The organism is Nguyenibacter vanlangensis, assembly GCF_038719015.1.
In the GTDB taxonomy this organism is placed as follows: domain Bacteria; phylum Pseudomonadota; class Alphaproteobacteria; order Acetobacterales; family Acetobacteraceae; genus Gluconacetobacter; species Gluconacetobacter vanlangensis.
On sequence record NZ_CP152276.1, the window covers coordinates 2936505 to 2963165 of the forward strand.

At 67.5% G+C, this 26661-nt stretch carries 22 protein-coding genes; 12 read left to right on the plus strand and 10 right to left on the minus strand.

Annotated elements, in window-relative coordinates; translation table 11 throughout:
- Nucleotides 1-86: 86 nt before the first annotated feature.
- From AAC691_RS13685 to AAC691_RS13705, 5 genes are read left to right on the plus strand one after another with little or no spacing between them, the layout of a single operon-like run.
- Complete coding sequence (locus tag AAC691_RS13685; RefSeq protein ID WP_342627307.1) at nucleotides 87-299, plus strand: hypothetical protein; 213 nt, start codon at nucleotides 87-89, stop codon at nucleotides 297-299.
- Nucleotides 296-1081, plus strand: a complete 786-nt coding sequence (locus AAC691_RS13690; protein WP_176640980.1) for an ABC transporter permease — start codon at nucleotides 296-298, stop codon at nucleotides 1079-1081. Before AAC691_RS13685 ends, AAC691_RS13690 begins: the two co-directional genes overlap by 4 nt.
- Nucleotides 1078-1869: an ATP-binding cassette domain-containing protein gene (locus tag AAC691_RS13695; protein ID WP_342627308.1), complete on the plus strand. Its 792-nt coding sequence runs from the start codon at nucleotides 1078-1080 to the stop codon at nucleotides 1867-1869. The genes AAC691_RS13690 and AAC691_RS13695 overlap by 4 nt, the downstream gene beginning before the upstream one ends.
- Nucleotides 1869-3278: a DNA repair protein RadA gene (radA, locus tag AAC691_RS13700; protein WP_342627309.1), complete on the plus strand. Its 1410-nt coding sequence runs from the start codon at nucleotides 1869-1871 to the stop codon at nucleotides 3276-3278. Before AAC691_RS13695 ends, radA begins: the two co-directional genes overlap by 1 nt.
- 24 nt (nucleotides 3279-3302) lie before the next feature.
- Nucleotides 3303-3935 carry a YigZ family protein gene (locus AAC691_RS13705; RefSeq protein ID WP_342627310.1) on the plus strand — a complete coding sequence of 211 codons (633 nt, stop codon included), beginning with the start codon at nucleotides 3303-3305 and terminating at the stop codon, nucleotides 3933-3935.
- A gap of 208 nt (nucleotides 3936-4143) precedes the next feature.
- On the opposite strand, the gene AAC691_RS13710 is transcribed toward AAC691_RS13705, so the two are convergent.
- Nucleotides 4144-4650 carry a lipocalin-like domain-containing protein gene (locus tag AAC691_RS13710; RefSeq protein ID WP_342627311.1) on the minus strand — a complete coding sequence of 169 codons (507 nt, stop codon included), beginning with the start codon at nucleotides 4648-4650 and terminating at the stop codon, nucleotides 4144-4146.
- Between the two features lie 22 nt (nucleotides 4651-4672).
- A complete protein-coding gene (locus AAC691_RS13715; protein ID WP_342627312.1) occupies nucleotides 4673-5632 on the minus strand; it encodes a quinone oxidoreductase in 960 nt (319 codons plus the stop codon).
- Between the two features lie 95 nt (nucleotides 5633-5727).
- Here AAC691_RS13715 and AAC691_RS13720 point away from each other — a divergent pair, with 95 nt between their 5' ends.
- Complete coding sequence (locus AAC691_RS13720; protein ID WP_342627313.1) at nucleotides 5728-6615, plus strand: LysR substrate-binding domain-containing protein; 888 nt, start codon at nucleotides 5728-5730, stop codon at nucleotides 6613-6615.
- A 427-nt stretch (nucleotides 6616-7042) separates the two neighbouring features.
- A complete protein-coding gene (locus AAC691_RS13725; RefSeq protein ID WP_342627314.1) occupies nucleotides 7043-7342 on the plus strand; it encodes a hypothetical protein in 300 nt (99 codons plus the stop codon).
- Nucleotides 7343-7894: 552 nt separating this feature from the next.
- On the opposite strand, the gene AAC691_RS13730 is transcribed toward AAC691_RS13725, so the two are convergent.
- Genes AAC691_RS13730 through gmk form a run of 4 tightly spaced genes read right to left on the minus strand, consistent with a single transcriptional unit; the run spans nucleotide 7895 to nucleotide 12802 of the window.
- Nucleotides 7895-9430, minus strand: a complete 1536-nt coding sequence (locus AAC691_RS13730; protein ID WP_374729313.1) for a replicative DNA helicase — start codon at nucleotides 9428-9430, stop codon at nucleotides 7895-7897.
- A complete protein-coding gene (locus AAC691_RS13735; protein ID WP_342627315.1) occupies nucleotides 9427-10650 on the minus strand; it encodes an AGE family epimerase/isomerase in 1224 nt (407 codons plus the stop codon). Before AAC691_RS13735 ends, AAC691_RS13730 begins: the two co-directional genes overlap by 4 nt.
- The gene (gene rfaE1, locus AAC691_RS13740) at nucleotides 10647-12137 is read right to left on the minus strand and encodes a D-glycero-beta-D-manno-heptose-7-phosphate kinase (protein ID WP_342627316.1); all 1491 of its coding nucleotides are present in this window, start codon (nucleotides 12135-12137) and stop codon (nucleotides 10647-10649) included. The genes AAC691_RS13735 and rfaE1 overlap by 4 nt, the downstream gene beginning before the upstream one ends.
- A 2-nt stretch (nucleotides 12138-12139) precedes the next feature.
- Nucleotides 12140-12802: a guanylate kinase gene (gene gmk, locus AAC691_RS13745; RefSeq protein ID WP_342627317.1), complete on the minus strand. Its 663-nt coding sequence runs from the start codon at nucleotides 12800-12802 to the stop codon at nucleotides 12140-12142.
- A gap of 298 nt (nucleotides 12803-13100) precedes the next feature.
- On the opposite strand from gmk, the gene AAC691_RS13750 reads away from it, so the two are divergent.
- The 5 genes from AAC691_RS13750 to AAC691_RS13770 all read left to right on the plus strand — a co-directional run bounded on the left by AAC691_RS13750 (nucleotide 13101) and on the right by AAC691_RS13770 (nucleotide 22448).
- Nucleotides 13101-14453: a cytosine permease gene (locus AAC691_RS13750; RefSeq protein ID WP_342630219.1), complete on the plus strand. Its 1353-nt coding sequence runs from the start codon at nucleotides 13101-13103 to the stop codon at nucleotides 14451-14453.
- Nucleotides 14450-17779 carry an efflux RND transporter permease subunit gene (locus AAC691_RS13755; RefSeq protein WP_342627318.1) on the plus strand — a complete coding sequence of 1110 codons (3330 nt, stop codon included), beginning with the start codon at nucleotides 14450-14452 and terminating at the stop codon, nucleotides 17777-17779. Before AAC691_RS13750 ends, AAC691_RS13755 begins: the two co-directional genes overlap by 4 nt.
- Before the next feature lie 109 nt (nucleotides 17780-17888).
- Nucleotides 17889-20027, plus strand: coding sequence for a hypothetical protein (locus tag AAC691_RS13760; protein WP_342627319.1), 2139 nt, complete (start codon nucleotides 17889-17891; stop codon nucleotides 20025-20027).
- Between the two features lie 14 nt (nucleotides 20028-20041).
- Nucleotides 20042-20707, plus strand: a complete 666-nt coding sequence (locus AAC691_RS13765) for a histidine phosphatase family protein (RefSeq protein ID WP_323989406.1) — start codon at nucleotides 20042-20044, stop codon at nucleotides 20705-20707.
- Nucleotides 20708-20801: 94 nt separating this feature from the next.
- On the plus strand, nucleotides 20802-22448 hold the full coding sequence (locus AAC691_RS13770) for an NAD-dependent malic enzyme (protein WP_342627320.1): 1647 nt from the start codon (nucleotides 20802-20804) through the stop codon (nucleotides 22446-22448).
- Nucleotides 22449-22534: 86 nt separating this feature from the next.
- On the opposite strand, the gene AAC691_RS13775 is transcribed toward AAC691_RS13770, so the two are convergent.
- The 4 genes from AAC691_RS13775 to AAC691_RS13790 form a co-directional block, all read right to left on the minus strand.
- Entirely contained in the window at nucleotides 22535-22990 is a 456-nt protein-coding gene (locus AAC691_RS13775; RefSeq protein ID WP_342627321.1) for a PIN domain-containing protein, read from the minus strand.
- Nucleotides 22987-23274 (minus strand): type II toxin-antitoxin system Phd/YefM family antitoxin, encoded by a 288-nt coding sequence (locus AAC691_RS13780; protein WP_342627322.1) that lies wholly within the window; start codon nucleotides 23272-23274, stop codon nucleotides 22987-22989. Before AAC691_RS13780 ends, AAC691_RS13775 begins: the two co-directional genes overlap by 4 nt.
- 237 nt (nucleotides 23275-23511) lie before the next feature.
- Nucleotides 23512-25140, minus strand: coding sequence for an ABC-F family ATP-binding cassette domain-containing protein (locus AAC691_RS13785; RefSeq protein WP_342627323.1), 1629 nt, complete (start codon nucleotides 25138-25140; stop codon nucleotides 23512-23514).
- A gap of 347 nt (nucleotides 25141-25487) precedes the next feature.
- Nucleotides 25488-26420: a 2-hydroxyacid dehydrogenase gene (locus tag AAC691_RS13790; protein WP_342627324.1), complete on the minus strand. Its 933-nt coding sequence runs from the start codon at nucleotides 26418-26420 to the stop codon at nucleotides 25488-25490.
- Between the last annotated feature and the right edge of the window lie 241 nt (nucleotides 26421-26661).

A 26661-nucleotide genomic window follows, 5' to 3' on the forward strand; every position in this document is an offset into this window, starting at 1 on the left:
CCACGGCCCCCGGATAGGGCATTTTGTTGATTTTGCAGTGCACAATTTTCTTGACTCGGCGCGGTCCGGCCCGGCAATAATGGCGCATGAAGTGGCGTTATGCGCGCTTCATGGACGTTTCCTCCCTAAACTACGCGGCGCTTTACGGCGCCGTTTTTTTTTGGTGTGACATTCCGTATTTTGACGCGCCGGCCAAGCCGCGCTACGGCAGGGCCATGTCTGACAGCCTGACCGAACATGCGCACTGGCGACGACTTGCCGGATCGGCCCCTGCGGCCTGCGCGCGGTATTCCGCATGAACGCCCTGTTCGATTTCATCGCCGCCCTTGGACGGGCCGCCCTGAACCTGGTCCGGACGGCCGGGGCGCTGACGCTGTTCGGGGCCGCGGCGCTGTCGCACCTGGTGCGTCCGCCCTTCTACTGGCGGATCTTCCTGGGGTCGCTGGTGGAGATCGGCTTCTTCTCGCTGCCGGTGGTGGCGCTGACGGCGCTGTTTTCGGGCGGGGTGATCGCGCTGCAATCCTATACCGGCTTTGCCCAGTACCATGTGCAGAGCGCGATCGCCGGCATCGTGGTGCTGTCGGTGACGCGCGAGCTGGGGCCGGTGCTGGCCGGGCTGATGGTCGCGGGGCGCGTCGGGGCCGCGATGGCGGCCGAGATCGGCACCATGCGGGTGACCGACCAGATCGACGCGCTGCGCACCCTGTCGACCAACCCGATGAAATACCTGGTGACGCCGCGCCTGCTGGCCGGGACGCTGGCGCTGCCGTGCCTGGTGGTGGTGGCGGACATACTGGGCGTGCTGGGCGGCTTTACGGTGTCGATCGCCAAGCTGGATTTTTCGGCCCCCGTCTATATCGCCGCGACCTTTGCCGCCGTGAAGCCGATCGACGTGACGGTGGGGCTGGTGAAGGCGGGGGTGTTCGGGTTCCTGATCGCGCTGATGGGCTGTTACCATGGCTATAACAGCCGAGGCGGGGCCGAGGGCGTGGGGGCCGCCACCACGGCGGCGGTGGTCGCGGCGTCGATCCTGCTGCTGGCGTCCGATTATCTTCTGACCGACGTGTTCTTTTCGCAATGACGTCCGACATTCCCAAGATCCGCATTCGCGGCCTGTGCAAGGCGTTCGGCCCGAAGATCGTGCTGGACGGCATCGACCTGGATGTCATGCCGGGCACGTCGATGGTGGTGATCGGCGGGTCGGGCAGCGGCAAGTCGGTGCTGCTGCGCTGTATCCTGGGGCTGATCACCCCGGATGCGGGGTCGATCGAGATCGACGGGGTGGACGTGGTGCCGCTGTCGGCGCGGCGGCGCGAGGCGGTGATCGAGCGGATCGGCATGCTGTTCCAGAACGCGGCGCTGTTCGACAGCCTGCCGGTCTGGGAGAATGTCGCCTTCGGCCTGCTGGCCAGCGGGCGGCGCCACGGCGCGCGGATGAGCCGGGCCGAGGCGCGCGCCCATGCCGGGCGGATGCTGGAGCAGGTGGGGCTGGACCCGTCGGTGGGGGCGCTGTTCCCCGCCGAATTGTCGGGCGGCATGCAGAAGCGCGTGGGCCTGGCCCGCGCCATTGCCGGGCAGCCGGACATCCTGTTCTTCGACGAGCCGACGACCGGGCTGGACCCGATCATGGGGGCGGTGATCGACGGGCTGATCGTCGATTGCGTGCGGCGGCTGGGATCGACGGCGATCGCGATCACCCATGACATGGCGTCCGCCCAGCGGATCGGCGACCAGGCGGCGATGCTGTACCAGGGCCGGTTGATCTGGCAGGGGGCGGCGGGTGCGCTGCTGGACAGCGGCAACCCGATCGTGGACCAGTTTACCCACGGCCGGCGCGAGGGGCCGATCAGCATGGAATTGCGGCGCTAGTGGCCCGCCGGCCGGCCCAGCATTTCGTCTGCCAGTCCTGCGGGGCGGTGTTTCCCAAATGGGCGGGGCGGTGCGAATCCTGCGGCGCGTGGAACAGCATCGTCGAGGAATCCGCCGCGCCGTCGCCTGCCGGCGGGGCGGCGCCGCGCCGGGGGCGCGGTGCGAAGATCGCCTTCGTCAGCCTGGACGGGGTGGCCGAGCCGCCGCCGCGCGTCGGCACGCGCATCGCCGAGCTGGACCGGGTGCTGGGCGGCGGGCTGGTGCCGGCGTCGGTCGTGCTGGTGGGCGGCGATCCGGGCATCGGCAAATCGACCCTGCTGCTGCAGGCGGCGTGTGCGCTGGCGGGCAGCGGGCGGCGGGTGATGTATATCTCGGGCGAGGAGGCGGTGGACCAGATCCGCCTGCGCGCCCGGCGGCTGGGGCTGGATGCGCCGGGGCTGGACCTGGCGGCGGCGATCAACGTGACCGACATCGCCGGCACGCTGGAGGCCGAGCGCGACGTGGCGCTGGTGGTGATCGATTCGATCCAGACCATGTGGCTGGAAAGCGTGGAGAGCGCGCCGGGCACGGTGAGCCAGGTGCGCGCCACGGCGTTCGAGCTGATCCGGCTGGCCAAGCAGCGCGGGTTCAGCCTGATCCTGGTCGGGCACGTGACCAAGGAGGGCGCGCTGGCCGGCCCGCGCGTGCTGGAGCACATGGTCGACGCGGTGATGTATTTCGAGGGCGACCGGGGGCACCAGTTCCGCATCCTGCGCGCCGCCAAGAACCGTTTCGGCGCGACCGACGAGATCGGCGTGTTCGCCATGACCGACCAGGGGCTGGTCGAGGTGCCCAACCCGTCGGCGCTGTTCCTGGCCGAGCGGCGCGGCAATATCGCCGGGTCGGCGGTGTTTGCCGGGATCGAGGGCACGCGGCCGGTGCTGCTGGAGGTGCAGGCGCTGCTGTCGCCCAAATCGGGCGATTCCGCGCCGCGCCGGGCGGTGGTGGGGTGGGATTCGTCGCGCCTGAACATGCTGCTGGCGGTGCTGGAGACGCGGTGCGGGATGAAGCTGCACGGCATGGACGTGCATCTGAACATCGCGGGCGGGCTGCGGGTGCTGGAGCCGGCCGCCGACCTGGCGGTGGCGGCCGCCCTGGTGTCGGCCGCCACCGGCCGGCCGACCCATGCGGGCGCGGTCTATTTCGGCGAGGTGGGGCTGTCGGGCGAGGTGCGGCAGGTGGCGCAGGCCGATGCGCGGCTGAAGGAGGCGCAGAAGCTGGGATTCGATGCGGCGTTCCTGCCGCGGCGGGTCGCGCGGGGCAATACGCGGCTGAGCGCGCCCGAGGGGTTGCATCTGAACGAGATCGGCCATCTGGGCGACCTGGTGGCGCTGTTCGGCGGCGGGGACGCGGCCGGCGGCGACGCCTGAGCGGCGACGGGTGCGCGAGGCGGCGTGAGCGAGGGGGTTGGCGACGCGGCCGGCGGGGGGCGGGTCACGCTGTCCGAGCCGGCGCGGTTCGAGAAGGAGATCCGCAAGAGCCGGTTCCTGGCCCGGGCGGCGCCCTGTGCCGCGCCTGCCGAGGCGCTGGATTTCGTCCGCGCGGTGTCGGTGGCCGACGCCACGCATAATTGCTGGGCCTATCGCATCGGGCAGGATTATCGCAGCGACGATGACGGCGAGCCCGGGGGCACCGCCGGGCGGCCGATCCTGCAGGTGATCGACGGACAGGGATTCGACCGGGTCGCCGTGGTGGTGACGCGCTGGTTCGGGGGGATCAAGCTGGGGGCCGGGGGACTGGTCCGCGCCTATGGCGGCACGGCAGCGGAATGCCTGCGCCTGGCACCGCGCGTGCCGATCGTCGCCATGACGCGCCTGGCGTTTCATTGCGGGTTCGGCGATCTGGCGCTGCTGCGGGCACGGCTGCCGGGCATGGGGGCGGCGATCGAGGAGGAGCGGTTCGACGCGGCCGGCGCCGTGCTGGTGGTGGCGGTGCCGGTGGGGGCCTGCGATGCCGTGGTGGCGCGGATCGTGGATCTGACGCGTGGGCAGGCGATGCCGAGGGCGGTGGAGGATGGGCTTTCCTGATGGGACCATCCAAAGAGTTTATGGATGTTCGGGGGGGGCGGAGGCACGCAATGGCGTTTGTCATGGCGGGATCTTCTGTTGTTGATTTTTGCTGAGAACTGAGTTCTTCCGCAAACTATGTTCTGACTGCAGCGTCATGATGGCTGAAGAATCCAGGCCGCAGGAGCTGAAAGGGCGCAGATAGAGGTGGACGTCTTCCCGTTGCCGCTCAATTTCGCAGCCGGCGCCACTCCGAAATCGCCACAGTCCCATCGCCTGTGGATGAAGCCGGTACCTGATAGCTGAGTCGATCACCTTCTAACATATAGTCCCGCACCTGCCGCTTTCCTTCCCAATTCGGGAATACCGCGTGCTCGACGTCAAAAATGATATGATGATGCACCGTGTCGAGCATGACATGCCCATAATGCACGCTGTTCCGCATCATCGCGTCGCGAAATTCGGCCTCTGTACCGGTCGCCTTGTTGCCTGATACGAAGTTCATGCCGGGGACACGGTAGATTTCGATGACATAGCGTCCCTCGCCATCCACCATCATGCGACCTTGCGGATGGTCGCCGAAACCGTGAACCCGATGTCCGTCAGCATAAAGCGTGTCGGCTTCTGTCAATTCCCAAGTACCGGTGAGTGATGGCATGGGCATGGCCAGCGCGCTTCCGGGCGGTAGAGACATAGCCAGCAGAACAGCCAAACGACAATGCAGGTACTTTTTCATTCCGATATTCCTTCAAAAGACATTAATTCGCGATACGCAGCAGAACCTTGCCGACGGTGCGCCGCGCTTCGAGATCGCGATGAGCCTGCACCGCGTCCGCGAGCAAGTATTTGTGGGTAATCAGGGGGCGCAGGCTACCGTCGCGAACCCATCCGAACAGGCGGTCCGCTCGTTCCTGCAAAGCGTCCGCCGTGGGAATGAAATCGCCGATCAGAGGGCGCGTCAGAGTAAGCGAGCCGTACCGCGCCAACAGCATTGGATCGACGGGCGCGACCGTGCCGCTGGTATGGCCGTATAAGACAATTGTGCCGCGACGGCGCAGCGATGCCAGGCTTGCCGCCCATGTCGCCTGCCCGACGGAATCATAAACGACGTTCACGCCGTCCGGGTACGCGTCTCGCACCGCCGCAGAGACATCCTCGTGATCGTAACGAATGATCTGATGCGCTCCGGCATCGCGAGCCAGAGCGGCCTTTGCGTCGGACGATACAGTCCCGATCACCGCCACGCCCTTCGCGGCCAGCAATTGCGTCAATAGCAGCCCGACGCCACCGGCGGCCGCATGCACGAGCGCCGCATCTCCTGCCCGCGCGCAATAGCTGTCTTCGGCCAGATAGTGTGCGGTTATGCCCTGCAACAGGAGAGCGGCCGCCACATCGTCCGAAATGTCGTCCGGCACCTCGACAAGCCGGTGATCGGGCACGACGGCCAATTCCGCGTAGGCACCAGGATATCCGGCCCAAGCCACCCGCGTTCCGACGGAAAACCGTGCCGAGCGTTCGATCTCGCCGAAACCTTCCGAGCCTGGCGTGAAAGGCAACTGCACCTTCGTCACGCCGCTCCGCTGATAGATCTCCGTGTAATTGAGCCCCGCGTAATGCAAGCGGACGAACGACTCTCCCTCGCCTGGTTCCGGAGTCGATACATCTTCGAGAACGAGCGCGTCCGGACCGCCAAATTCATGAATCCGAATGGCACGCATGGGAATTCTCCGTGTTGACGAGACCGATTCCTACCTCTTATGGACAGTTTCGAATAACGCGTTTTTTCGAATTGCCACTGAAGGAAATACGAACGATGGCGCGCATCAATCTTGATATGGACGTGCTCCGTACTTTCGTCACCGCCCAGGATCTCGGCGGCTTCAACCGTGCTGCCGCCCATCTCGGCCGCTCGCAATCCGCCATCAGCCAGCAGATGCGCAAGTTGGAGGACCAAGCCGGCCAGCCGGTCTTCCAACGCGAGGGACGCGGCACCATCCTGACCGAGCAGGGCGAGCGCCTGCTGTCCTATGCGCGGCGAATCCTGGAGTTGAACGACGAAACGCTGGAAGCCGTGAACGGCTTTTCGGTCTCGGGCAGCGTACGTTTCGGCCTGCCCGGGGATTTTTCGGAATCCTGGCTGCCGACGCTGCTGGGCATCTTCAAGCGCGCCCACCCCGGAGTGCTGATCGAAGTCTTTGTCGAGCGCAATGGGCTGCTGTTCGAGCAACTGGATCAGGGAGCGTTGGATTTCGTGCTGGCCTTCGGCGGCGGTGGGCGGCCGGATGCGTTATCACTGGGAACCCTTCCGACCGTCTGGATCGGTCCCTCTCCCGATATAACTTTGCCGTTGGCACCAAAAGTTCCGATCGACCTCGCCCTTTATGGCAATCCATGCCGCTTTCGACGCATCGGACTGGAACTGCTCGACAAGGCGGGAACGCCATGGCGCCTGACTTTTACCAGCCGAAGCCTTCAAGGCTTATGGGCAGCGGCAGGTGCGGGGTTGGGAGTGACCTTCCGTACTCCGGTTGGACTTCCCAATCATTTATCCGTTCTACCGGATCGACCTGGACTGCCTCGTGGGCCTGGGATTGAAGTTTGCCTGCATGACGGTTGCCGCCCCTTGTCTCCGGCTCGAAAGGAGTTCCGAGATGCCGTTATGGAAACCACACGGGAACATTTACGCCCGATCCGTCTCTGATCGAGGTGACGGCTTTCATGCAGAAACTCATGACCGCAGAGAGAGAGCATGACAGAAGCCCGCCATGTCGGGCGATATCCTGTTTGCGAGCAAGCCGTCCCTCTGGCGACCATGATGATCGGCCGGAGCGCGCCCTTGGTGCAATCGCCCAGATCGAGGCCAATTGTTTAGCTCCGGGACTAAACACCTAGAAGATCAAAATTGGTGAAAGTCGATAGGGCCTTCGTGTCGTCAGGGTGGATCTGCCGACACCTGTTTGACGGCAATGCCGGGATAGCCTCGGAGCGGATTTCTGGAGAATTTATGGAAAGCTGACATTATATCGTGGGAAAATTTTCATTAGATGCTGGTGAGCATCTAACACAGGATGCATAGATGCATTAGAATGCGGTGACAGTTTTATTTCATTGAATAAAGGGGATTTTATATGCTTGAATTTACACAATCCAAAATGATACGCTTGAAGAAATTTTGCGTAATTTGGCATTTGACAGTTCATTTTATCCTGTTTTCATTTGTTGAAGGGGTGTTGTGGTGGAGAATGACCAAAGCGCCTCATATCAGTGATGCATTCCAGCATTTTTCAAAAATAACAACTTGGACAGGAATGTCAGCGATAGCTTTTATTTACTTATCATCTCTTATAATTTTTGCTTTTATCCCCCCAGAAAGTTGTATAGCGCCCTACCAATCTTTATTTCTATTTATTGGAAATTACGCCGTCTAGGGAAAGCAATCGACAAAGTTGAAAAATTTACAGGAAAATTAATACCTGAAAATCAAAAGCTACCTAAGATGCCACTCTTAGACAACTCCAAAAAAATTATTAGAGATTTCAATGATAAAACCGTTTTGAACGCGGAAGAAATTTTGAGGAACGACGAAAATAAAAACCGTAAGTAATAACATTTACTTCTGATTCTTAAATATATACACGTCACATGGATTTGATAGAAGACCAGTGATGGCCGTTTTTATGTTGGAAGGTCTGGCTCAGTTTACCTCTCTGTTCAGGCGGCCGTCAGATCGGTCTGGAGGTGCTGAGGCTGTGGAGATGTGGGCGATGTGCCAGCGTTGTCCATCATGCCACAGTCCTGGCTTTGGCTCGGTTGATACAGGAAACCCGGTCAATCCGATCCTTCCAGCAGCACTCCGACTGATACCAATCCGGAACATTGTCTATTTCCGCCGGACCTGAGTTCGCGCGATCGACACCAAACGAATAAAAGTCTTTTTGCTTCTTTTTCTTCAGAAAAAGAAGAAAGCCTCCCTGCCCGCTTCAGGTATCGTGCACCAGGTCGAGGTCGCCGAAGCGGGTGAATTCGCCTTCGAAGAACAGGTGCACGGTGCCGGTGGGGCCGTGGCGTTGTTTTTCCAGGATCAGTTCGGCGCGGTTGTGGGCGAGGTCCATCTTGCGCTGCCAGTCTTCGAGCGCGGTCTGGTATTTTTCGGTCGAGTCGTAGGCGGTTTCCTTGGGCTGGCGCTGCTGGAGGTAATACTGGTCGCGGTAGACGAACATCACCGCGTCGGCGTCCTGTTCGATCGAGCCGGATTCGCGCAGGTCGGACAGCATGGGGCGCTTGTCCTCGCGGCTTTCGACCTGGCGGGAGAGCTGGGACAGGGCGATCACCGGGACGTTCAGTTCCTTGGCGATCGCCTTGAGCCCCTGGGTGATCATGGAGATTTCCAGCACGCGGCTTTCGGGGCGGGTGCCGACCGAGGGGCGCATGAGCTGGAGATAATCGACCACCACCAGGCTGAGCCCCTTGGTGCGGGCCAGGCGGCGGCAGCGGGTGCGCATGGCCGAGAGCGAGATGGCCGGGGTGTCGTCGATATGCAGGGGCAGTTGCGCCAGTTCGCGCGTGACCTGGACGAAGCGGTCGAATTCCTTCTGCCCGATTTCGCCCCGGCGGATGCGCTCGCCCGAGACGCTGGCCTGTTCGGACAGGATACGGGTGGCGAGCTGTTCGGCCGACATTTCCAGCGAGAAGATCGCGACCGAGCCCTTGGCCTGGGTACCGGGCGGGGCCTCCTGCGCCTCACGCAGCAGGGCGCGGGCGGCGCTGAAGGCGATCTTGGTGGCGAGCGCGGTCTTGCCCATGGCCGGGCGGCCGGCGAGGATCAGCAGGTCGGAGGGGTGCAGGCCGCCGGTCTTCTTGTCCATGTCGCGCAGGCCGGTGGTGAGGCCGACCACGTCGCCGGTGCGGTGGAAGGCTTTTTCGGCCACGTCCAGCGCGCCGGCCAGGGCGCGGTCGAAGCTGGTGAAGCCGCCTTCCTGTCCCTTGTCGGTGGCGAGGCGGAACAGGGCCTCTTCCCCCGCGGCGATCTGGTCGACGCCGTCGAGGTCCGGGCGGGCGCCGAAGGCGTTGTTGACCACGGTTTCGCCGATATCGATCAACTGGCGGCGGACCCAGGCATCGTGGATCGCCCGGCCGTAATCGCCGGCATTGATGATGCCGACCATGGCGGTGAGCAGCCGGGCCAGGTAGGCGGTGCCGCCCACCGAATCCAGCACGCCGGAATGTTCGAATTCGGCGCGCAGGGTGACCGGGTCGGCCAGTTGCCCGGCTTCGATCCGCCGGGCGATGGAATCATAGATGCGGCCGTTGACCGGGTCGGCGAAATGCTCGCCTACCAGGAAGTCCGACACGCGGTCATAGGCGCGGTTGTTGGTCAGCAGCGCGCCCAGCAGCGCCTGTTCGGCCTGCATGTTGGCGGGGGGCGCGCGCCGGGTCAGGCCCAGCAGCGGGCCATCGTCCGCGGGGCGGGGGTCAGGATTGCGGGCGTCTTCGGGAGGGGGGGTGATCGTGTTCACGCGATCCTCATGGCCGATTCGCCGGCCGACCCGCCGGCCAGGCGGTCCAGCTCGGCATAGCCGGCGACGATGTGATAGAAGGAGCTGGCCGGGATCTTGTCGCCGGCCGGGCGGCAGGCCGGATCGAGCTGGTCGTTCCAGGTGCCGGGGGGGCAGTCGATGAAATAGCGGCCGAGCAGATTGTCGACGATCCGCGCGATCTGGACCGTATTGTCGGCATTGTCGGCGTGGGGGGGGGCCTGCGGGAGGCCGTGCATGGCGATTTCGGCGCGCAGCCCCTCGGTCTGGGCCCAGAGGCGCGCACCGCCCCGCACGATGTCGCCCTGGCGGGTCAGGACGTCGCGCACCAGCGCGGTGCGCGGATCGACGCCGTGGCGGCGGCCGAAGGCGAACAGGGACTGGGCGTGCGCACCCGTGGGCCGGCCGGTCAGGCGGGCATATTCGTGCAGCAGCCAGACCCATTCATATTGGTGGCCGGGTTCGACCAGCGCGCCCTGGGGGCCCACGACGGGCTGCCAGGAATCGGTGAAGAATTCGCCCAGCGTGCCGGTGGCCGGGTCGAACAGGCGGGTGCGGAACAGATCGACCAGATCATGCGCGAGGGCGGCGTCTGCTTCGTCGCCCGTGGTGTCGAACAGGGCCAGCGCGGCTTCGAGCAGGTGCATGTGCGGGTTCTGCTGCCGGGGGCCGGAAGCGGGCGGCCAGGTGTTGGCGAAGCCGCCATTGGCGTGGGCCATGGTGGCGCGCAGCCAGGCGACGGTGCGGCGCGCCAGGCGCACCGGCTCGCCGGACGGGTCGAGCCGGGCGTACCAGGACAGGGCGAAGATGATGAAGGCCAGGTCGTAGAGATCGGCCGTGGGGTCCAGCACCGCGCCGTCGGGCGTGAGCCGGCAGGCCCAGCCGCCGTCGGCGCGCAGCCCGCGCAGCATGAAGCGGTAGATGCCCTCGGCCCGCGCCGCGCCGCCCGGCCAGCCATAGAGGGCGGCGCGGGTGAAGGCGTAGAGCTGTCGCGCCTGGACGCGCATGCGCTTGAAGCCCGGGCGGGCCGGGGTGCCGTCGGGGGCGAGATGTTCCTGCGCGCCCCGCAGGGCGGGGGCGGCGGCGGTGCCGTCGCAGCCCACGTCGCCCCAGACGGGCAGCGCGCTGTCGAACAGCCAGGCGCGGAAGGCGGCGTGGGCGCGGCGGATTGCGTCGGGCATTGCGTCGGGCGCGGCCGTCATGCGTCCTGATCCCCGTTCGCGGCCCCGTTCGTAGCCTCGTTCGCGGCGCGGATGCGGCCGATGGTGCGGGTGGTGGACTGGCCCTGTTCCAGTGTGGCCAGCACCAGGCGGCCGCCGGCCTGGCGCACCACGTCGGCGCCGACCACCTGGTCGGGGCGGTAATCCGCGCCCTTGACCAGCACGTCGGGCAGCAGCAGGCGGATCAGGTCCAGGGGCGTGTCCTCGTGAAACGGGACCACGGCATCGACGTGGCGGATCGCGGCCATGACCCGGGCGCGGTCCTCGAGCCGGTTGATCGGGCGTTCGGGGCCCTTGAGCCGGGCGACGCTGGCATCGTCGTTGAGCGCGACCACCAGCCGGTCGCAGGCGGCGCGGGCGGCGGCCAGCAGGGCGACATGGCCGGGGTGAAGGATGTCGAAGCAGCCGTTGGTGAAGCCGACGCGCAGGCCCTGGGCCTTCCACCGCGCGACCTGCTCGGCGGCGCGGGCGCGCGGCAGCAGGGCGGGCATGTCGCCCGCGGCCAGGCCCTGGGCGTGGTCCTGGGCGTCGAGTTCGGCCAGGACCTCGTCCAGTGCGACGGTGGCGGTGCCGAGCTTGCCCACCACCACGCCGGCGGCGGCGTTGGCGACGTGCATCGCCTGGGCCAGGGTCATGCCCGAGCCGGCGGCGAGCGCCAGGGTGGCGATGACCGTGTCGCCCGCGCCGGAGACGTCGAACACTTCGCGCGCGCGGGCGGGGACGATGTGCGTGGGGGCATCGCGTTCGACCAGGGCCATGCCTTTTTCGGAACGGGTGGCCAGGATGGCGCCGGCGCCGGCCTGCGCCATGGCGGCGCGGGCGGCGGATTCGATTTCCGTGTCGGTGTCGACGGGCAGACCGGTGGCCTGGGCGAGTTCGCGCGCGTTGGGGGTGATGCAGGCGGCGCCCCGGTAGCGTGCGAAATCACGGGATTTCGGGTCGACGAACACCGCGATGCCGCGCGCGCGGGCGGCGGCGATCGCGTGGGCGACGACCGGGTCGGCACAGGTGCCCTTGGCGTAGTCGGACAGCACCACGATGTCGGCGGCGCCGACATGGGCGTCGATCGCGGCGCGGAGCAGCGTGGCCTCGGCGGGCTGCAGCGGCAGGCGGCTTTCCTGGTCCGCGCGGACGACCTGCTGGTTGGCGGCGATGAAGCGCGTCTTGCAGATGGTGGGACGGGCGTCGGTGGCGACGAGCGCGTCGGTCAGGCCGGGGCGGCCGCCCAGCAGGGCGCGCAGCGCGTCGCCGGGCGCGTCGGCGCCGACCAGCCCGACCAGGATCGCCCGGCCGCCCAGCGAAAGGATGTTGTTGGCTACGTTGCCGACGCCGCCCGGCATTTCGCGGGTGCGGCCCAGCCGCAGCACCGGGACCGGGGCCTCGGGCGAGATGCGCTCCATTTCGCCATAGACGAAGCGGTCGAGCATGACGTCGCCGATGCAGAGTACCGTGATCGCGGAGAAATCCATGGTTACGCGCCGAATCCGGCGATTATACCCGCCAGGCCGGTCTGGCGGCGGGTCTGGAGCCGGGCCGAGACCAGGATCGACCGGGCCTCGGCGATCGCCTGGTCGAGGTCGGCATTGATGATCACGTGGTCGAATTCCTGCCAATGGGCGATTTCGTCGCGCGCGGCCTGCATGCGCCGGGCGATTTCCTCCGGGTCGTCGGAGGCGCGGTTGCACAGGCGGCGTTCCAGCTCGGCCAGCGAGGGGGGCAGCACGAAGAGGCTGACCACGTCGGCCGGCAGGGCGGCGCGGATCTGGCGGTGGCCCTGCCAGTCGATGTCGAACACCATGTCGCGGCCTTCGGCCAGGGCGGCCTCGACCGGGGCGCGGGGGGTGCCGTAGCCCCGGCCGAACACGGTGGCCCATTCCAGCAATTCGCCGGATTCGGCCATCTGCTGGAACCGGTCCATGGTGCGGAAATGATAATGCACGCCGTCGGTTTCGCCCGGGCGGGGCTGGCGGGTGGTGACGGAGACGGAATGCAGCAGCCTCGGCTCGGCCGCGCGCAGGGCGTTGGCGATGGTGGATTTGCCCGCCCCGGATGGCGCCGAGATCACCAGGCAGACCCCGCGCCGCGCCACCGTCGGGCGGGGTGTCGGGCCGTGTCGTTCGCTGCTGGGTGTCATCGGCGTATCCTTGGAGCGTCGCGGAAGATCGTCGCGGGGCAACCCCGGGGCGGACCCGGGGCGGCAGGGTTTGCGGTCTTTTATCAGGCGGTCTCTGATCTGCGAACATCAAACGCGATGTGATTCGGATCACCGGTGCCTCGTCGGGCATCGGCCGGGCCCTGGCGCTGCTGCCGGCGCGGCCGGGGGCGACTTGCCAGGGGCCGCCCGATGACGCAACGATTGCACCCGCGCATGCGCCCCGCAGAACCGTAAGGACCCCCGAACCGTGCCGCTTGCCTTTCCGCGTCCGCCGGCCATGGAGGAACTGAGCGCCGCCGCGGTGTCGTGCCCGGTTCCGCCGGAGCGCAAGACCATGCGGATCGACCGCGTGTTCTGGAGCCATTTCTCGCCCAATCTGGGGCCGGGCGGCTGGGTGACGGGGGCGCTGCTGGTGTCGCTGGGGCTGGATCTGCGCACCGGGCTGCTGGCGATCCTGCTGGGCAACCTGGTCGGCGCGCTGCCGGTGGCGCTGGCCGCGTCGATCGGGCCGGCCACCGGGCTGACGCAGATGGAGGCGTCGCGCCGGGCGCTGGGGCGGCTGGGCGTGCGGCCGCCCGCCCTGCTGAACTGGATCTATTGCGTGGGCTGGGACGCGGTGAACAACGTGCCGGCGGCCACCGCGCTGATCGCATTCCTGTCGGTCGCGGCGGGGGTGAGCCCGCCCTTCTGGCTGGCGCTGGGGGGGCTGGCGGCGGTGCAGATGCTGGCCAGCATCTATGGCCACGACATGGTGCAGGCGCTGCAGAAATATCTGGGCGCGGCGCTGCTGGCGGCCTTTGCGGTGATCGGGGCCCTGTGCCTGCGCCAGGGGGTGGAACAGGGGACGCTGACGATCGCGGGGGCCCACCATCCGCCCGGGGTGGCGACGATTCTGCTGGCGGTGGCGATCCTGGCCAGTTTCAACCTGTCCTGGGCGTCCTATTCGTCGGATTACACGCGCTATCTGCCGGCGGATGCCGACCCGCGCCGGGTGGTGTGGCTGGCGCTGGCCGGGCTGCTGGGATCGGCGGTGCCGTTCCAGGTGCTGGGGCTGCTGACGGCGTCCAGCGTCGCCGAGCCGTCGCCCACCGCGGTGATCGCCAGCCTGCAGCACGCGGCGGGGCCATTGGGGCCGATGGTGCTGGCGGTGATCGCGCTGTCATCGGTCACGGGCAATTCGTTCAACGACAATACCGCCAGCTATAGCCTGATTTCGGCGGGCATCCACGTGCCGCGCGTGCTGGCGGCGGTGATCACCGCGTCGCTGGGCTATGTCCTGGCGGTGGCGGGAGCGGGGCGGTATGCGGCGCTGTATACCGATTACCTGGTGGTGACGATGTACTGGATCGCGCCGTGGATCGGCATCGTGCTGGCCGACTGGTACCTGGGCGACAGGATGCCGCGCCCGGTGCCGCCGGGCTGGACGCGGGGGGCGACGATCTTCGTCGTCATGTCGGTGGCGACCATTCTGCTGTTTTCGACCAGCCAGCTTTATACCGGCCCCGTCGCGCGGTGGCTGGGCGGGGCGGATATCGGCTATTATGTCGGCTTCGCCGGGGCGGCGCTGTGGTACGGGCGGGGGGCCGCGCGCCGGTCCGCCGCGCGGGTGGGCGCGCGAACCGACGCATGAATCCCTGTCGCCCCTTCATCACGCGGCCGGTGATGACGACGCTGCTGTCGATGGCGCTGGTGATCGCCGGGCTGTTCGGCTATCGCGCGCTGCCGGTGGGGGACCTGCCGAACATATCGGTGCCGATCATCTATGTGGTCGCGACCCAGCCCGGGGCGTCGCCGCAGCAGATGGCGTCGTCGGTCACCACGCCGCTGGAGCGGCGGCTGGGGCAGATTTCGGGCATCAGCAGCATCGAGTCCGATTCGACCGACAGCACGGCGTTCATCCTGCTGACCTTCGACGACAGCCGGAACATCGACGGCGCGGCCAACGACGTGCAGGCGGCGCTGCGCGCGGCGATGCAGGACATGCCGGCCACCTTGGACATGGTGCCGCAATATTGGAAGGCCAATCCGGCCGACAGCCCGATCATGGTGATGGCGCTGACGTCGGACACGCGGCCGATCGCCGAGCTGTACGACATCATGCAGACCCACCTGCAGCCGATGCTGTCGCAGGTGAAGGGCGTGGGGTGGATCCAGATCACCGGCAGTTCGGCGCCCGCCGTGCGGGTGGAGATGGACCCGTATCCGCTGTTCAAATACGGGATCGGGTTCGAGGATATCCGATCGGCCCTGGCGTCGGCCAATGCCAACACGCCCAAGGGCTTCATCGACGTGGGCACCCAGCGCTACACGCTGGCGACCAACGACCAGGCGCGGCATGCGGCGCAGTATCGCGACCTGGTGGTGGGGTACCGCAACGGCCGCCCGGTGCGGCTGGCGGACCTGGCCGAGGTGCATGACGGGGTGCAGGACGAGCGGCAGACCGGCTATTTCAACAATCATCGCGCGGTGATGGCCATCGTCCGGCCGCAGCCCGGGGCGAATGTCATCCGCGTGATGGACGCGATCCGCGCCCGCACGCCGGCGATGATCGCCGCCCTGCCGGCGGGCGTGACCCTGACCCCGGCGATGGACCGGTCGATCACCATCCGCGCATCGCTGGGCGATACGCAGTTGACGCTGCTGATTTCGGTGCTGCTGGTGGTGGCGGTGGTGCTGGTGTTCCTGCGGGCGCCGCGATCGACGCTGATCCCCGCGATCACGGTGCCGATCTCGCTGGCCGGGACGCTGGCGGCGATGTACCTGCTGGGATTCTCGCTGGATACGCTGTCGCTGATGGCGCTGACGATCGCAACCGGGTTCGTGGTCGACGACGCGATCGTGGTGGTGGAGAACATCGCGCGCCACATGGAGGCCGGGCAGTCGCGCGCCGACGCCGCGATGCGGGGGGCGGGCGAGATCGCGTTTACCGTGCTGTCGATCACCATCGCGCTGGTCGCGGTGTTCCTGCCGCTGCTGCTGATGCCGGGGACGCCGGGCAAGATCTTCTATGAATTCGCGATGACGCTGGCGGTGACGGTGACGGTGTCGCTGTTCCTGTCGATCAGCCTGACGCCGATGATGTGCGGCCTGCTGCTGGACGTGGCGCACGGCGCGCCGCTGCCGGCGGGAGCGTCGGCGCTGCGCCGGGGGCTGCGCCGGCTGTCGGACGGGATCGAATGGACGTTCGAGGCGGTGCTGCGCGCCTATGTCCGTTCGCTGGACCATGCGCTGCGCCGGCGCCGGCTGGTGCTGGCGACCCTGCCGCTGAGCCTGGTAGTGACGGTGGCGGTGATCACGGTCATGCCCAAGGACATCATCCCCAAGCAGGACGTGGCGATGATCGTGGGCTATTTCCGGGGGGACGAGACGGCGTCGTTCCAGAAGATGGACGCCAAGATCCGCGCCGTGAGCGCCGCCATGCTGGCCGACCGCGACGCGGAATCGGTGGCGGCCTTTACCGGCGACACGCGGGTGGAGGGCCAGGCCTTCGCGCAGATGACCGGCAAGCGCGACCGCGACGACGGGCCGGACGAGATGATCGCGCGCGTGCACAAGCGGCTGGAGGCGACGGGGCTGACGGGCGTGCGGCTGTCGCTGTTTTCGGCCGGGGACGTCAATGGCGGGGGCGGCCGCCAGCAGCAGGGGGCCTATCGCTTTGTCCTGCGCAGCGACAATGCCGAGGATATCTATAGCTGGACCCCGCGCATCACTCAGGCGCTGCAGGGCAGCAAGGTGATGACCGACATTTCCACCAACCTGACGGACCGTGCCACGGCGGTGCATGTGGACATCGCGCGCGACACCGCCGCGCGCTACCTGGTCACGCCGCAACTGATCAGCGGCGCGCTGTTCGACGCCTATGGCCAGCGCAGCGCGTCCAACATCTCGACCCCGCTTGCGACCTATCACGTGGTGATGGAGGTGGCGCCGCGCTATCGCGACTCGCCGGACGTGCTGGGGGCGTTCCGGGTCTCGACGTCGGGCGGGACGGCAGGCGGCGGCACGGCGTCGAACACCGTGCGGGTCACGCTGCCGCCGCAGCCGCAGGGAACGGACTCCTCGCAGGCCGCGGCGCTGAGCCAGCAATCCTTTCGCAACGCGGTGGCCAACAAGCTGGCTGGGGGGGTGGGCGCGTCCAACGGGTCGGCCGTGTCGTCCAGCGCCGAGACGATGGTGCCGCTGCCGGTGGTGGCGCGGCTGGCGCGGCGGCCGACCTCGATCATGGTCAGCCATCGCGACGGGTTCGTATCGGGAGCGATTTCGTTCAACCTGGCCAAGGGCCAGTCGCTGGACGCGGCGGAGGCGGAGATCCGCGCCACCATGGTGCGGCTGCATGTGCCCGCGACGATCGAGGGGGGCTTTACCGGCCAGGCGGAGCAGTTCCAGACCGCGCTGATCAACGAATTGCTGGTCTTCCTGGCCGCGCTGGCGACGATGTACGTCACGCTGGGCATCCTGTACGAGAGCTATGTCCATCCGATCACCATCATGTCCACCCTGCCGTCGGCGACGGTGGGGGCGGTGCTGGCGTTGTGGGCGACGGGGCAGGAATTCTCGCTGATCGCGATGATCGGGATGATCCTGCTGGTGGGCATCGTGAAGAAGAACGCGATCCTGATGGTGGATTTTGCCCTGCATGCCGAGCGCGACGGCGCGATGTCGCCCGAGGCGGCGATCCGCGAGGCCTGCGCCAGGCGGTTCCGGCCGATCCTGATGACGACGCTGGCCGCCGCGTTCGGGGCCATTCCGCTGATCCTGAGCGGGGGGTACGGAATCGAACTGCGGCGGCCGCTGGGCATTGCGGTGGTGGGCGGATTGCTGATGAGCCAGTTGCTGACCCTGTACACCACGCCGGTCGTCTATCTGCTGCTGGAGCGGATCCGGTCGTGGACGGTGCGGCGGGTGGCGGGGCGCTGGCGCGGGCGGACGGCCCGTGCCGGGGGGGCCGCCGTCTGATTTGAGCCGTCTGATGTGAAGAGAGCCCTTGCGAAGGGGGCCGGTCGGGGAGAGAGCGTTTGGAGATATCGGTCGAGGGCCGCGAAGCCGGCCGTAGCGGAGCGCGCGCGTGTTCGCCGCGCACCTGACCCGGGAACTGGCCGGCGTGCTGGAGCGCCCGGACCTGCGGGTGATCGCGGACGGGCGGCGGATCCGGCTGGACCCGGCGCTGGCGGCGCCGTTCCGGGTGGGGCCCCAAAGTGGGGTGACGCCGGGCGAAGTGACTCTGGGCGCGCCCAGCCTGGCCGGCCCGGCGCAGGCCGCCATCATCCTGCGCCATGCGCTGGAACTGGCGCGCCTGCTGCCCCTGGCCCCGGCCGAGCCGGTGCTGGCCGGGCTGTGCGCGGCGCGGGTCGCCGCGCTGTTCCGTGGGTTGGACGGGCCGGCCGGGGGGGCGATGCCGGACCTGCCCTGGCTGGACGCCATGGCGGCGGAACAGCCGCCGGACGCGGCATGTCTGGCGGCGCTGTGGCCGTGCCTGGCGCCGTTGCAGCCGGCGGTCTCGGCAGCGGGGCCAGATGGGTTTGCGGCCCCGGCGGCGCGGCTGGCGGCATTATGGCCGCTGCTGGGGCCGGCGGAGGCGCTGATGGCCGAGGGGGGCGATGCGCGGCTGGCGGTCGATCCGGCCACCGGCCTGAACCATTATGGCTGTTCGCACCGACCGCGGCCCTGGGCGGTCACCTTTGCCTCGTCCACCGCGTCGTCGCTGTCGGAGCGGGGGTTCGCGGGGGCCGAGGCGGCGCGGCTGCGCCTGGTCGGCGGGGCGCTGACGGGCGGCGGCACGGCGGGGGACGGGGCTGCGGTCCGAGCCGGGATGGTGGCGGACCTGCGCCGGCGGATCGGCCGCCATTACCGCCTGGCCGCGGGCGAGAGCGTGGTGCTGGCGCCGTCGGGCACGGATTGCGAGCTGCATGCCCTGGCGCTGGCGGCGCTGGCGCCGGGCGGGCGGGCGGTCAGCAATATCCTGCTGGCCCCCGAGGAGACCGGCAGCGGCGTGCCGCTGGCGGCCAGAGGCTGCCATTTCGCGCATGACACCGCGCTGGGCGCGGCGGTGCCGAAGGGCGGGCTGATCGACGGTTTCGCGCGGGAGACGCTGCTGCTGTCGGTGCCGCTGCGCGGGCCGGACGGCGCGCTGCGCCCGGAGGACGCGGTGGATGCGGACTGCGCCGCGCTGGTGCGCCAGGCCGTGGCGGCGGGGCGGCATGTGCTGCTGCACCGGCTGGACCTGTCGAAGACCGGGCTGCTGGCGCCGGGGATGGCGATGCTGGACGGGCTGGCGCGGGGCGGGCCGGATGGCAGGGCGCCGGACGTGGTGGTCGATGCCTGCCAGGCGCGGCTGGATCCGGAGCGGGTGCGCGCCTATCTGGACCGGGGCTGGATGGTGATGGTCACCGGGTCGAAATTCTTTACCGGGCCGCCCTTCTGCGGCGCGCTGCTGCTGCCGGCGGGGGTGGCGGCGCGGCTGGAGGGGGGCATGCTGCCCGCCGGGCTGGCGGCGTACAGCCACCGGAGCGAATGGCCGGACGCGCCGGGCACGGCGCACCTGGCGGCGGGGGAGAATGTCGGGCTGATGCTGCGCTGGCACGCGGCGCTGGCGGAGATGGCGGCGCTGCATGCGATTCCCCGGCCGGTGGTGCGCGCGCGGCTGGCGCGGTTTCTGGATGCGGTGGAAGGCGCGATCGACGCGTCGGGCGACCTGCGCCGCCTGTCGGGGCCGGCGCCCGCGCGGGCGCCGCTGGCCGATGCGTGGGACGACCGCGCGACCATCCTGAGCTTTTTCGTGCGCGACCCGATGGCGGATGACGGGGCGGACGGGGGGCGGTTCGTGCCGCTGGGGCTCGAGGATGCGCGGGCGCTGTATCGCTGGCTGAATGCCGACCTGTCGCGCCTGCTGTCCGCGCCGGCCGACCGGGCGCTGGGGGGCGTGCTGTGCCATGTCGGCCAGCCGGTGCCGCTGCCGCACCCGTCCCGCCCCGGCATGGCGGGGGCGCTGCGCCTGTCGGCGGGGGCGCGGCTGGTGTCGGGCGAGCCGTCGCATGACGGGCTGGTGCCCGACCGGCGCATGGATCGCGAGATCGGCGATGCGCGGCTGGTGCTGGACAAGATCGGGCTGATCCTGCGGCATTGGGCGATCCTGCGGGCCGCCGATCCGGTGCAGACCTATGCGCCGGTTCGGGCTATGGATGGGGGCATGGGCCCCTCACGCTGACCGGATCCGATTTCATGAACCAGAATCACGGCAATTTCCTCGACACCCCCAAGCTGCAATCCGGGATCACCCGTTTCTGGATGATCCGCCATGCGCTGGTCGAGGAAAATGCCCGCATGCGGCTGTACGGATCGCTGGACGTACCGCTGTGTCCGGACAGCCTGATCGCGCAGCGGCCGATGTACGAGGCGCTGGCGGCGCGCCTGCCGCGCGAGGCGTTGTGGTTCACCTCGCCCCTGAGCCGCACGCAGCGGACCGCCCAGGCGATCCAGGAGGCCGGGTACGGGGCGGCGGACTGGAGCGTCGAGCCCGGCTTTACCGAGCAGTCGATGGGGGAATGGCATGGGCTGCGCCACCATGAGCTGCCGGACCAGTTGACCCTGTCGCCGCATCTGTTCTGGTCGGTCGCGGCCACCGAATGCCCGCCCGGCGGCGAGAGCATGCTGGATGTCTGCGCGCGGGTCGGCGCGACCATGGACCGCATGGCCCGTGCGCACGAGGGGCGGGACATGGTGGTGGTGAGCCATGGCGGCGCGATCCGCGCGGCGCTGGCCCATGCGCTGCGCATCCATGCCGACACCGCGCTGCATTTCTCGATCCAGAACCTGTCGCTGACGGTCGTCGAGCGCTTTCCCGAGGCGTGGCGGATCGTGGCCGTCAACGAGTTGCCGGGAGTCTGATGGGGGGCCGGCGCGCCCTGCCCCGCTTGGCCCGCGCCGTTTCGTGGCGCCGTATAGCCGTATCGTGGAACCGTTTCAGGGGAGAACGTGACCGATGAACAAACCTGCCCGGCCGGGCCTGCTTGGCGCGGCGCTGTTGAACGATCCGGCGCGGAACCGCGACACCGCCTTTACCGAGGCCGAGCGGCGGGCCTGGGGGCTGGAGGGGCTGCTGCCGACGCAGGTCGAGACGCTGGAGCGGCAGGTCGAGCGGGTGGGGCGGCACCTGGATGCCAAGCCGGACGACCTGGAGCGCTATATCTATCTGGCCGCGCTGGGGGACCGGAACGAGACGCTGTTCTACAAGGTGCTGATGTCCGATCCGGCGCGCTATGTGCCGATCGTCTATGCCCCCACGCTGGGCGAGGCGTGCAAATCCTTCAGCCATATCTATCGCCGGCCCCGGGGCATGTATGTGAGCCTGGAGATGCGCGGGCGGATCGCCCGGGTGCTGCGCAACTGGCCGGTGGCGGATGTGCGGGTGATCTGCGTGACCACGGGCGGGCGCATCCTGGGGCTGGGCGATATCGGGGTGAACGGGATGGGCATCCCGATCGGCAAGCTGCAGCTTTATACCGCCTGCGCCGCCGTGCCGCCGCAGGCGACGCTGCCGGTGCAACTGGATATCGGCACCACCAATGCGGCGCTGCGCGCCGACCCGCTATATCTGGGCCTGCGGCGCGAGCCGCCGCCGCAGGCGGATCTGGACGATTTCGTCGAGGAATTCGTGGCGGCGGTGCAGGCGGTGTTTCCGGCCTGCTGCATCCATTTCGAGGATTGGAAGGGCACGGACGCGATCCGCTATCTGGCGCGCTATCGCGACCGGGTGCTGTGCTATAACGACGATATCCAGGGCACGGCGGCGGTGACGCTGGCCGGGCTGATCACCGCGCTGCGGATCAGGGAGGCGCCGCTGTCGGAGCAGCGGGTGCTGTTCCTGGGCGCCGGGTCGTCGGCGCTGGGCACGTCGGACCTGCTGGTGCGGGCGATGCAGGCCGAAGGGCTGTCGGAGGCCGAGGCGCGCGGGCGCATCACGATGATGGACGCGGACGGGCTGGTCGAGCCCACGCGTGCCGACCTGTCGGCCGAGCAACGCGTCTATGCCCACCCGGCGGCGCCGACGCGGGACCTGGCGGCCACCATCCGCCGGGTGCGGCCCAGCATCCTGATCGGCGTGTCCACCGCCGGCGGGGCCTTTACCCGCGAGATCGTGGCGCTGATGGCCGAGATCAACGAGCGGCCGGTCATCTTTCCGCTGTCGATCCCGCATGCGGAATGCACCGCCGAGCAGGCCTATGCGTGGTCGGACGGGCGGGCGCTGTATGCGGCGGGGGTGCAGTTCCCCGAGGTCGCGCGGGGCGGCGCGGTGTTCCGGCCCGGGCAGGCCAATAATTTCTATATCTTCCCCGGGCTGGGGCTGGCGGTCTATGCGGCGCGGCCGCGCCTGATCACCGACGCGCTGATCATCGAGGCCGCGCACGCCCTGGCCGACCAGGTGGACGCGGCGGCGCAGGCGCGCGGCATGCTGTACCCGCCGCAGAGCCAGATCCTGGCGGTGCAGATCACCTCGGCCTGCCGGTTGGCGGAATATATGTTCGACCACGGCATGGCGACCGTGCCGCGGCCGGAGAATATCCGCGCCTGGATCGAGGGCATGACCTATGAGCCGGCTTATGACGAGGATGCGCCGCCGGAGCCGTGAGGGGCGGCGGCCGGCGGGACCGGCGTACGTCTCAGACCATTATCGACACCAGCTTCCGCGCTTTCCACGCGAGTCGGCTTCCCCTGTCACGGGGCTTCATCCGCCAGAAGTGCGTCGAGCAAGGGATGCCGTGACGTGACGAACGGATTGACCACCGTCACGCCGCCCCAGGTGAAGCCGTCCTGCAAATCCTCCGACAACAGCAATCGGCATCCGGCATGCGACGCCGCCGAGAGGACAACCGACTCCCATATCCCCAGCCGGTGATCCGTGGCGAGATCGGCCGCCGTCAGCATGATTTCCGGCGAGGTTTCCACCACCGGGAAGGTATCGCGCCAACTCAACATGGCGTCACGGGCCTCGGCGCGCGACCGGCCGCCCTTACGGACCAGGACGTTGAAAAGCTCGCCCAGCACCTGCGCGGGGACAACGCCCCCCTCTCGTGGCAGGCGCCGGACAAGGTCCAGCGCCGTATCCCGACGCTCGGCCCCGTTCATGCCTTCGGCGTAGGCCAGCACGTTCGTATCGAGAACAACCCTCATTGGTCGTCCTCGTAAAGCTCGTCCCGCGTCCAACGACCGGCGTTCATGACCGGCTGCCTTTCCAGCCGCGACAGCAACGCCGCCCGTGCGCTGTCCGCCACGTTATCGTGTCCGCCCGCGGGAACCAGACGCGCCACGGGCTTGCCGTGGCTGGTCACGACATAGCTGTGCCCCGCCCGCACGCCTCGCAGCAGGAAGGAAAACCGGCGATTGGCATCGGCGGCTGAAACGGCTTCCTCCATATCGCGCTCCACGAAGTAGTTATATTGCCTACTATAAGGCAAGGAGCATTCATTGCAAGTTTTTCGGTCGAGGCGGGGTCAACGATACCAGGCCGTGTCGGCGCGGCAGGACCATCCAGCATGAAGGAGAATGCGCCGAGCGGGCCGCGGCGACGGGCGGCTTCGAGGTGGCGGAGCTGATGAGCACCCTGGACCGATGCGCACCCTCGGCGGCCAGCCTCTTCCGGGCGGGTCGCCTGGTCTGCGCCGAGTGCTGGGCCGCCGGACCGCTGGGCCGTGTCAGCGTCTGGCCTTGCGCCGCTTTTCGCGCGACGCGGCCTGGGACGGGGCCGCGGTGCCGCCCCGCGCGCGATCCAGGACGAAGCGGGCGTAATCGTCCATGTCGCCGTCGAACGGCGCCACCGTGTTGTCGGCGGCAAGCCAGAGCCGGTCCGCCACCAGTTCCATCAGCGACCGGTCGTGGGTGATCAGGATCACCGCGCCCTCGTACTCGTTCAGCGCGTCCAACAGGGCGCGGCGGCTGTCGATGTCCAGATGGTTCGTCGGTTCGTCCAGGATCAGCAGATGCGGGGCGGCCATCGCCACCATGTTCAGCAGCAGCCGCGCGCGCTCGCCGCCCGACAGGGCCTCGACCGTCGTGCCCTGTTTTTCGAAATGGATGCCGAACTGCGCCAGGCGCGCGCGATGGGATTGCTCGCTGTCGGCCGGGCGGGCGGCGCGGATGATGTCCAGCGGCGTATCGGAGGGGTTCAGGGCCTCGATCTGGTGCTGGTGGAACCAGCCGACCTCCATCCGCGCTGATCGGGTCACCCGTCCGGACCGCGCGGCCAGCGCGCCGGCGGCCATCTTGGCGAAGGTCGATTTGCCGGCGCCGTTCACCCCCAGCAGCCCGATCCGGTCGTCGACGTCCAGCCGCAAATCCAGTCCGGCCAGGACGGGCGCGTCGTCGCCATAGCCGATCTCCACCCCCTCCAGCCGCATCAGCGGCGGCGCCAGCGGGCGCTGCGGCGAGGGGAGGATGAAGGGGGAGACCCGGGCCTCGATCGTGGTGGCGACGGGTTCCAGCTTGGTCAAGCGCTTCATGCGGCTCTGCGCCTGCGCGGCCTTGCTGGCCTTGGCCTTGAAGCGATCGACGAAGGATTGCAGGTGCGCGCGTTCGGCCTCCTGCTTGGCGCGGGTGGCGTTCTGCAGGCGGATCTTCTCGGCGCGCTGGCGCTCGAATTCGTCGTAGCCGCCGGTGTACAGCTCCAGCTTGCCTTCGGTGACGTGCAGGGTGAAATCGACCGAGTTGTTCAGCAGGTCCCGGTCGTGGCTGATGATCAGGGCGGAATGCGGATAGCGCGCCAGCCGGGCCTCGAGCCACAAGGCGCCTTCGAGATCCAGGTAGTTCGTCGGTTCGTCGAGCAGCAGCAGCTCGGGTTGCGCGAACAGGGCGGCGGCCAGCGCCACGCGCATCCGCCAGCCGCCCGAGAATTCGGCCATCGGCCGGTCGATGTCGGTGGTGGAGAAGCCCAGCCCGTTCAGGATCTCGGCCGCGCGGGCGGGGGCGCTGTCGGCGTCGATTTCGATCAGGCGCGACCAGATGTCGCCCATGCGTTCGGGTTCGGCGGTCTCGAGTTCGGCCATCAGCGCCGCGCGTTCGGTGTCGGCGGCCAGGATCGTGTCGAGCACGCTGACGGGCGTCGCGGGGTGTTCCTGGTCCACGGCGGCGACGCGGGCGGCCCTGGGAATCGCGATCTCGCCCCTGTCGGGCTGAAGCTCGCCCTTGATCAGCTTGAACAGGGTCGATTTTCCGACCCCGTTGCGTCCGACCAGGCTGACCTTCGACGGGTTGGGCAAGGTCACCGAGGCACGGTCGAAGAAGCGCCGCCCCCAGGCGTTGAAGACGAGTTGATCGATCTGAAGCATGAGCGGGCCGTACCGTTTGGAACATGGGGGACGAAACGGGACAGGGCGTGCGCTGTAACGCTCCGCAGTTCCGACGCCCGGCTGTTCTAGGGCATGGTCCGGGGATTGGCGAGGTGCATTCTTTCCGGGGCAGAGATCCGAAGAACCGGAGCATTTCACCGCGCCGCAATCGACGGCGAACCAGGAGCGTGCCCTGACAATCGACCTCTCCGCGCTCGACCGCTATACGCTCCAGGACATGATTACCTTCAGCGAGCGTAACCATCTTCTGACGTCGTTCCATGCATGCATGTCGGCGGAGACGAACGCCACATCGTGATCGGGCGCGCGACGACTCTCCCTATACATTATGATTGATTCACGACGGGTTGGCCAACTGAAATCCGTTTCATCTGATTTGCGAGATATGCACGAATACGCGGCAGAAAAGCCGACGTATTGCCCCCGAGATGGGGCGTCAGGAGGAAATTAGGTGCGTTCCATAGCAGGTGGTTCGCAGGCAGTGGCTCCGGATCGGTCACATCCACCGCGGCGGAAAGGCGGCCGGAATAAAGTTCGGCCACCAGGGCCTCTTGATCAACGACGCTGCCGCGCCCGACATTGACGAACAGGGTACCGTCCTTCATCGCGGCCAGGACCGATCGATCGATCAGGCGTGTCGTCCGCGGCGTCATGGGCAGGCTACAGATCAGGACATCAATGGCCGGAAGAAGCTGGACGAGATCGTCTATACCGTGAATGTGGCCGTGTTCGTCCTGACGGGCAACCTGGCCGACTCGAACGGTCTCGACGTCGAACGCAGCGAGTTTGCGATGAAGCTCCTGCCCGATGCTGCCGTAACCCAGAAGAGCCACCCTTCGATCGGTCAGGGTGACGCGGCGTTCCTCCTGCCAAACTTGTCGGGCCATGTTACGTGCGGCGACATCGATGCCGCGCAGTGAGGCAATGACCAGGCCGATGGCCAGTTCGGCGGTCGACGACGCATGCACCCCCCGCGCGCTGCACAATACCACCCCCGGCGGTACTTTGCCGGCCACGTTGTCCACCCCCGTGCTCTGCGTCTGCACCAGCTTGAGATTCGGCAGCGACGCCAGCCGTTCGACCGTCAGGCTGGAATGCGCATAGGGAGTTATAACGGCGTCGATGGCGGGCAGGTCGTCTTCGGAAGGGGGATCGTCATCGGGCCATAAGATGAAATCGAGGCCTGGACAGCATTCTTCCAGATAGATCTTCAGTGCCCTGTCCGGAACCGAAACCGTCCTGATCCCAAAGGTTGTCACGTTCGCCGTCCTTTTTTCGTGTGGGGACCATTGTGCCAGAACATTTCGGTTGACGAAAGATAATATGCTGTCCATGATACAGCATATTGACGATCTGCGATTATATGGTCATTTTCTGGCCTAGTCTGTGTGATGGCTATCCGTTCTCCTCATGCGTGAACCGGAGGCACGCCGAATGACGAATCTGCAAGATAAGTTATTGATTATATTAAAGAGCAATGGACATCATGCTCTACTGGCG

Excerpts from the sequence above, each read along its gene's own strand:
- AAC691_RS13720 (WP_342627313.1), top strand. The coding sequence starts at position 5,728 with ATGGCGCGCATCAATCTTGATATGGACGTGCTCCGTACTTTCGTCACC.
- AAC691_RS13690 (WP_176640980.1), top strand. The coding sequence starts at position 296 with ATGAACGCCCTGTTCGATTTCATCGCCGCCCTTGGACGGGCCGCCCTG.
- AAC691_RS13785 (WP_342627323.1), bottom strand. The coding sequence starts at position 25,140 with ATGCTTCAGATCGATCAACTCGTCTTCAACGCCTGGGGGCGGCGCTTC.
- AAC691_RS13775 (WP_342627321.1), bottom strand. The coding sequence starts at position 22,990 with ATGAGGGTTGTTCTCGATACGAACGTGCTGGCCTACGCCGAAGGCATG.
- AAC691_RS13710 (WP_342627311.1), bottom strand. The coding sequence starts at position 4,650 with ATGAAAAAGTACCTGCATTGTCGTTTGGCTGTTCTGCTGGCTATGTCT.
- AAC691_RS13695 (WP_342627308.1), top strand. The coding sequence starts at position 1,078 with ATGACGTCCGACATTCCCAAGATCCGCATTCGCGGCCTGTGCAAGGCG.
- AAC691_RS13755 (WP_342627318.1), top strand. The coding sequence starts at position 14,450 with ATGAATCCCTGTCGCCCCTTCATCACGCGGCCGGTGATGACGACGCTG.
- AAC691_RS13765 (WP_323989406.1), top strand. The coding sequence starts at position 20,042 with ATGAACCAGAATCACGGCAATTTCCTCGACACCCCCAAGCTGCAATCC.
- AAC691_RS13750 (WP_342630219.1), top strand. The coding sequence starts at position 13,101 with ATGGAGGAACTGAGCGCCGCCGCGGTGTCGTGCCCGGTTCCGCCGGAG.
- AAC691_RS13715 (WP_342627312.1), bottom strand. The coding sequence starts at position 5,632 with ATGCGTGCCATTCGGATTCATGAATTTGGCGGTCCGGACGCGCTCGTT.
- gmk (WP_342627317.1), bottom strand. The coding sequence starts at position 12,802 with ATGACACCCAGCAGCGAACGACACGGCCCGACACCCCGCCCGACGGTG.
- AAC691_RS13725 (WP_342627314.1), top strand. The coding sequence starts at position 7,043 with ATGCTTGAATTTACACAATCCAAAATGATACGCTTGAAGAAATTTTGC.
- AAC691_RS13685 (WP_342627307.1), top strand. The coding sequence starts at position 87 with ATGAAGTGGCGTTATGCGCGCTTCATGGACGTTTCCTCCCTAAACTAC.
- AAC691_RS13735 (WP_342627315.1), bottom strand. The coding sequence starts at position 10,650 with ATGACGGCCGCGCCCGACGCAATGCCCGACGCAATCCGCCGCGCCCAC.
- AAC691_RS13770 (WP_342627320.1), top strand. The coding sequence starts at position 20,802 with ATGAACAAACCTGCCCGGCCGGGCCTGCTTGGCGCGGCGCTGTTGAAC.
- rfaE1 (WP_342627316.1), bottom strand. The coding sequence starts at position 12,137 with ATGGATTTCTCCGCGATCACGGTACTCTGCATCGGCGACGTCATGCTC.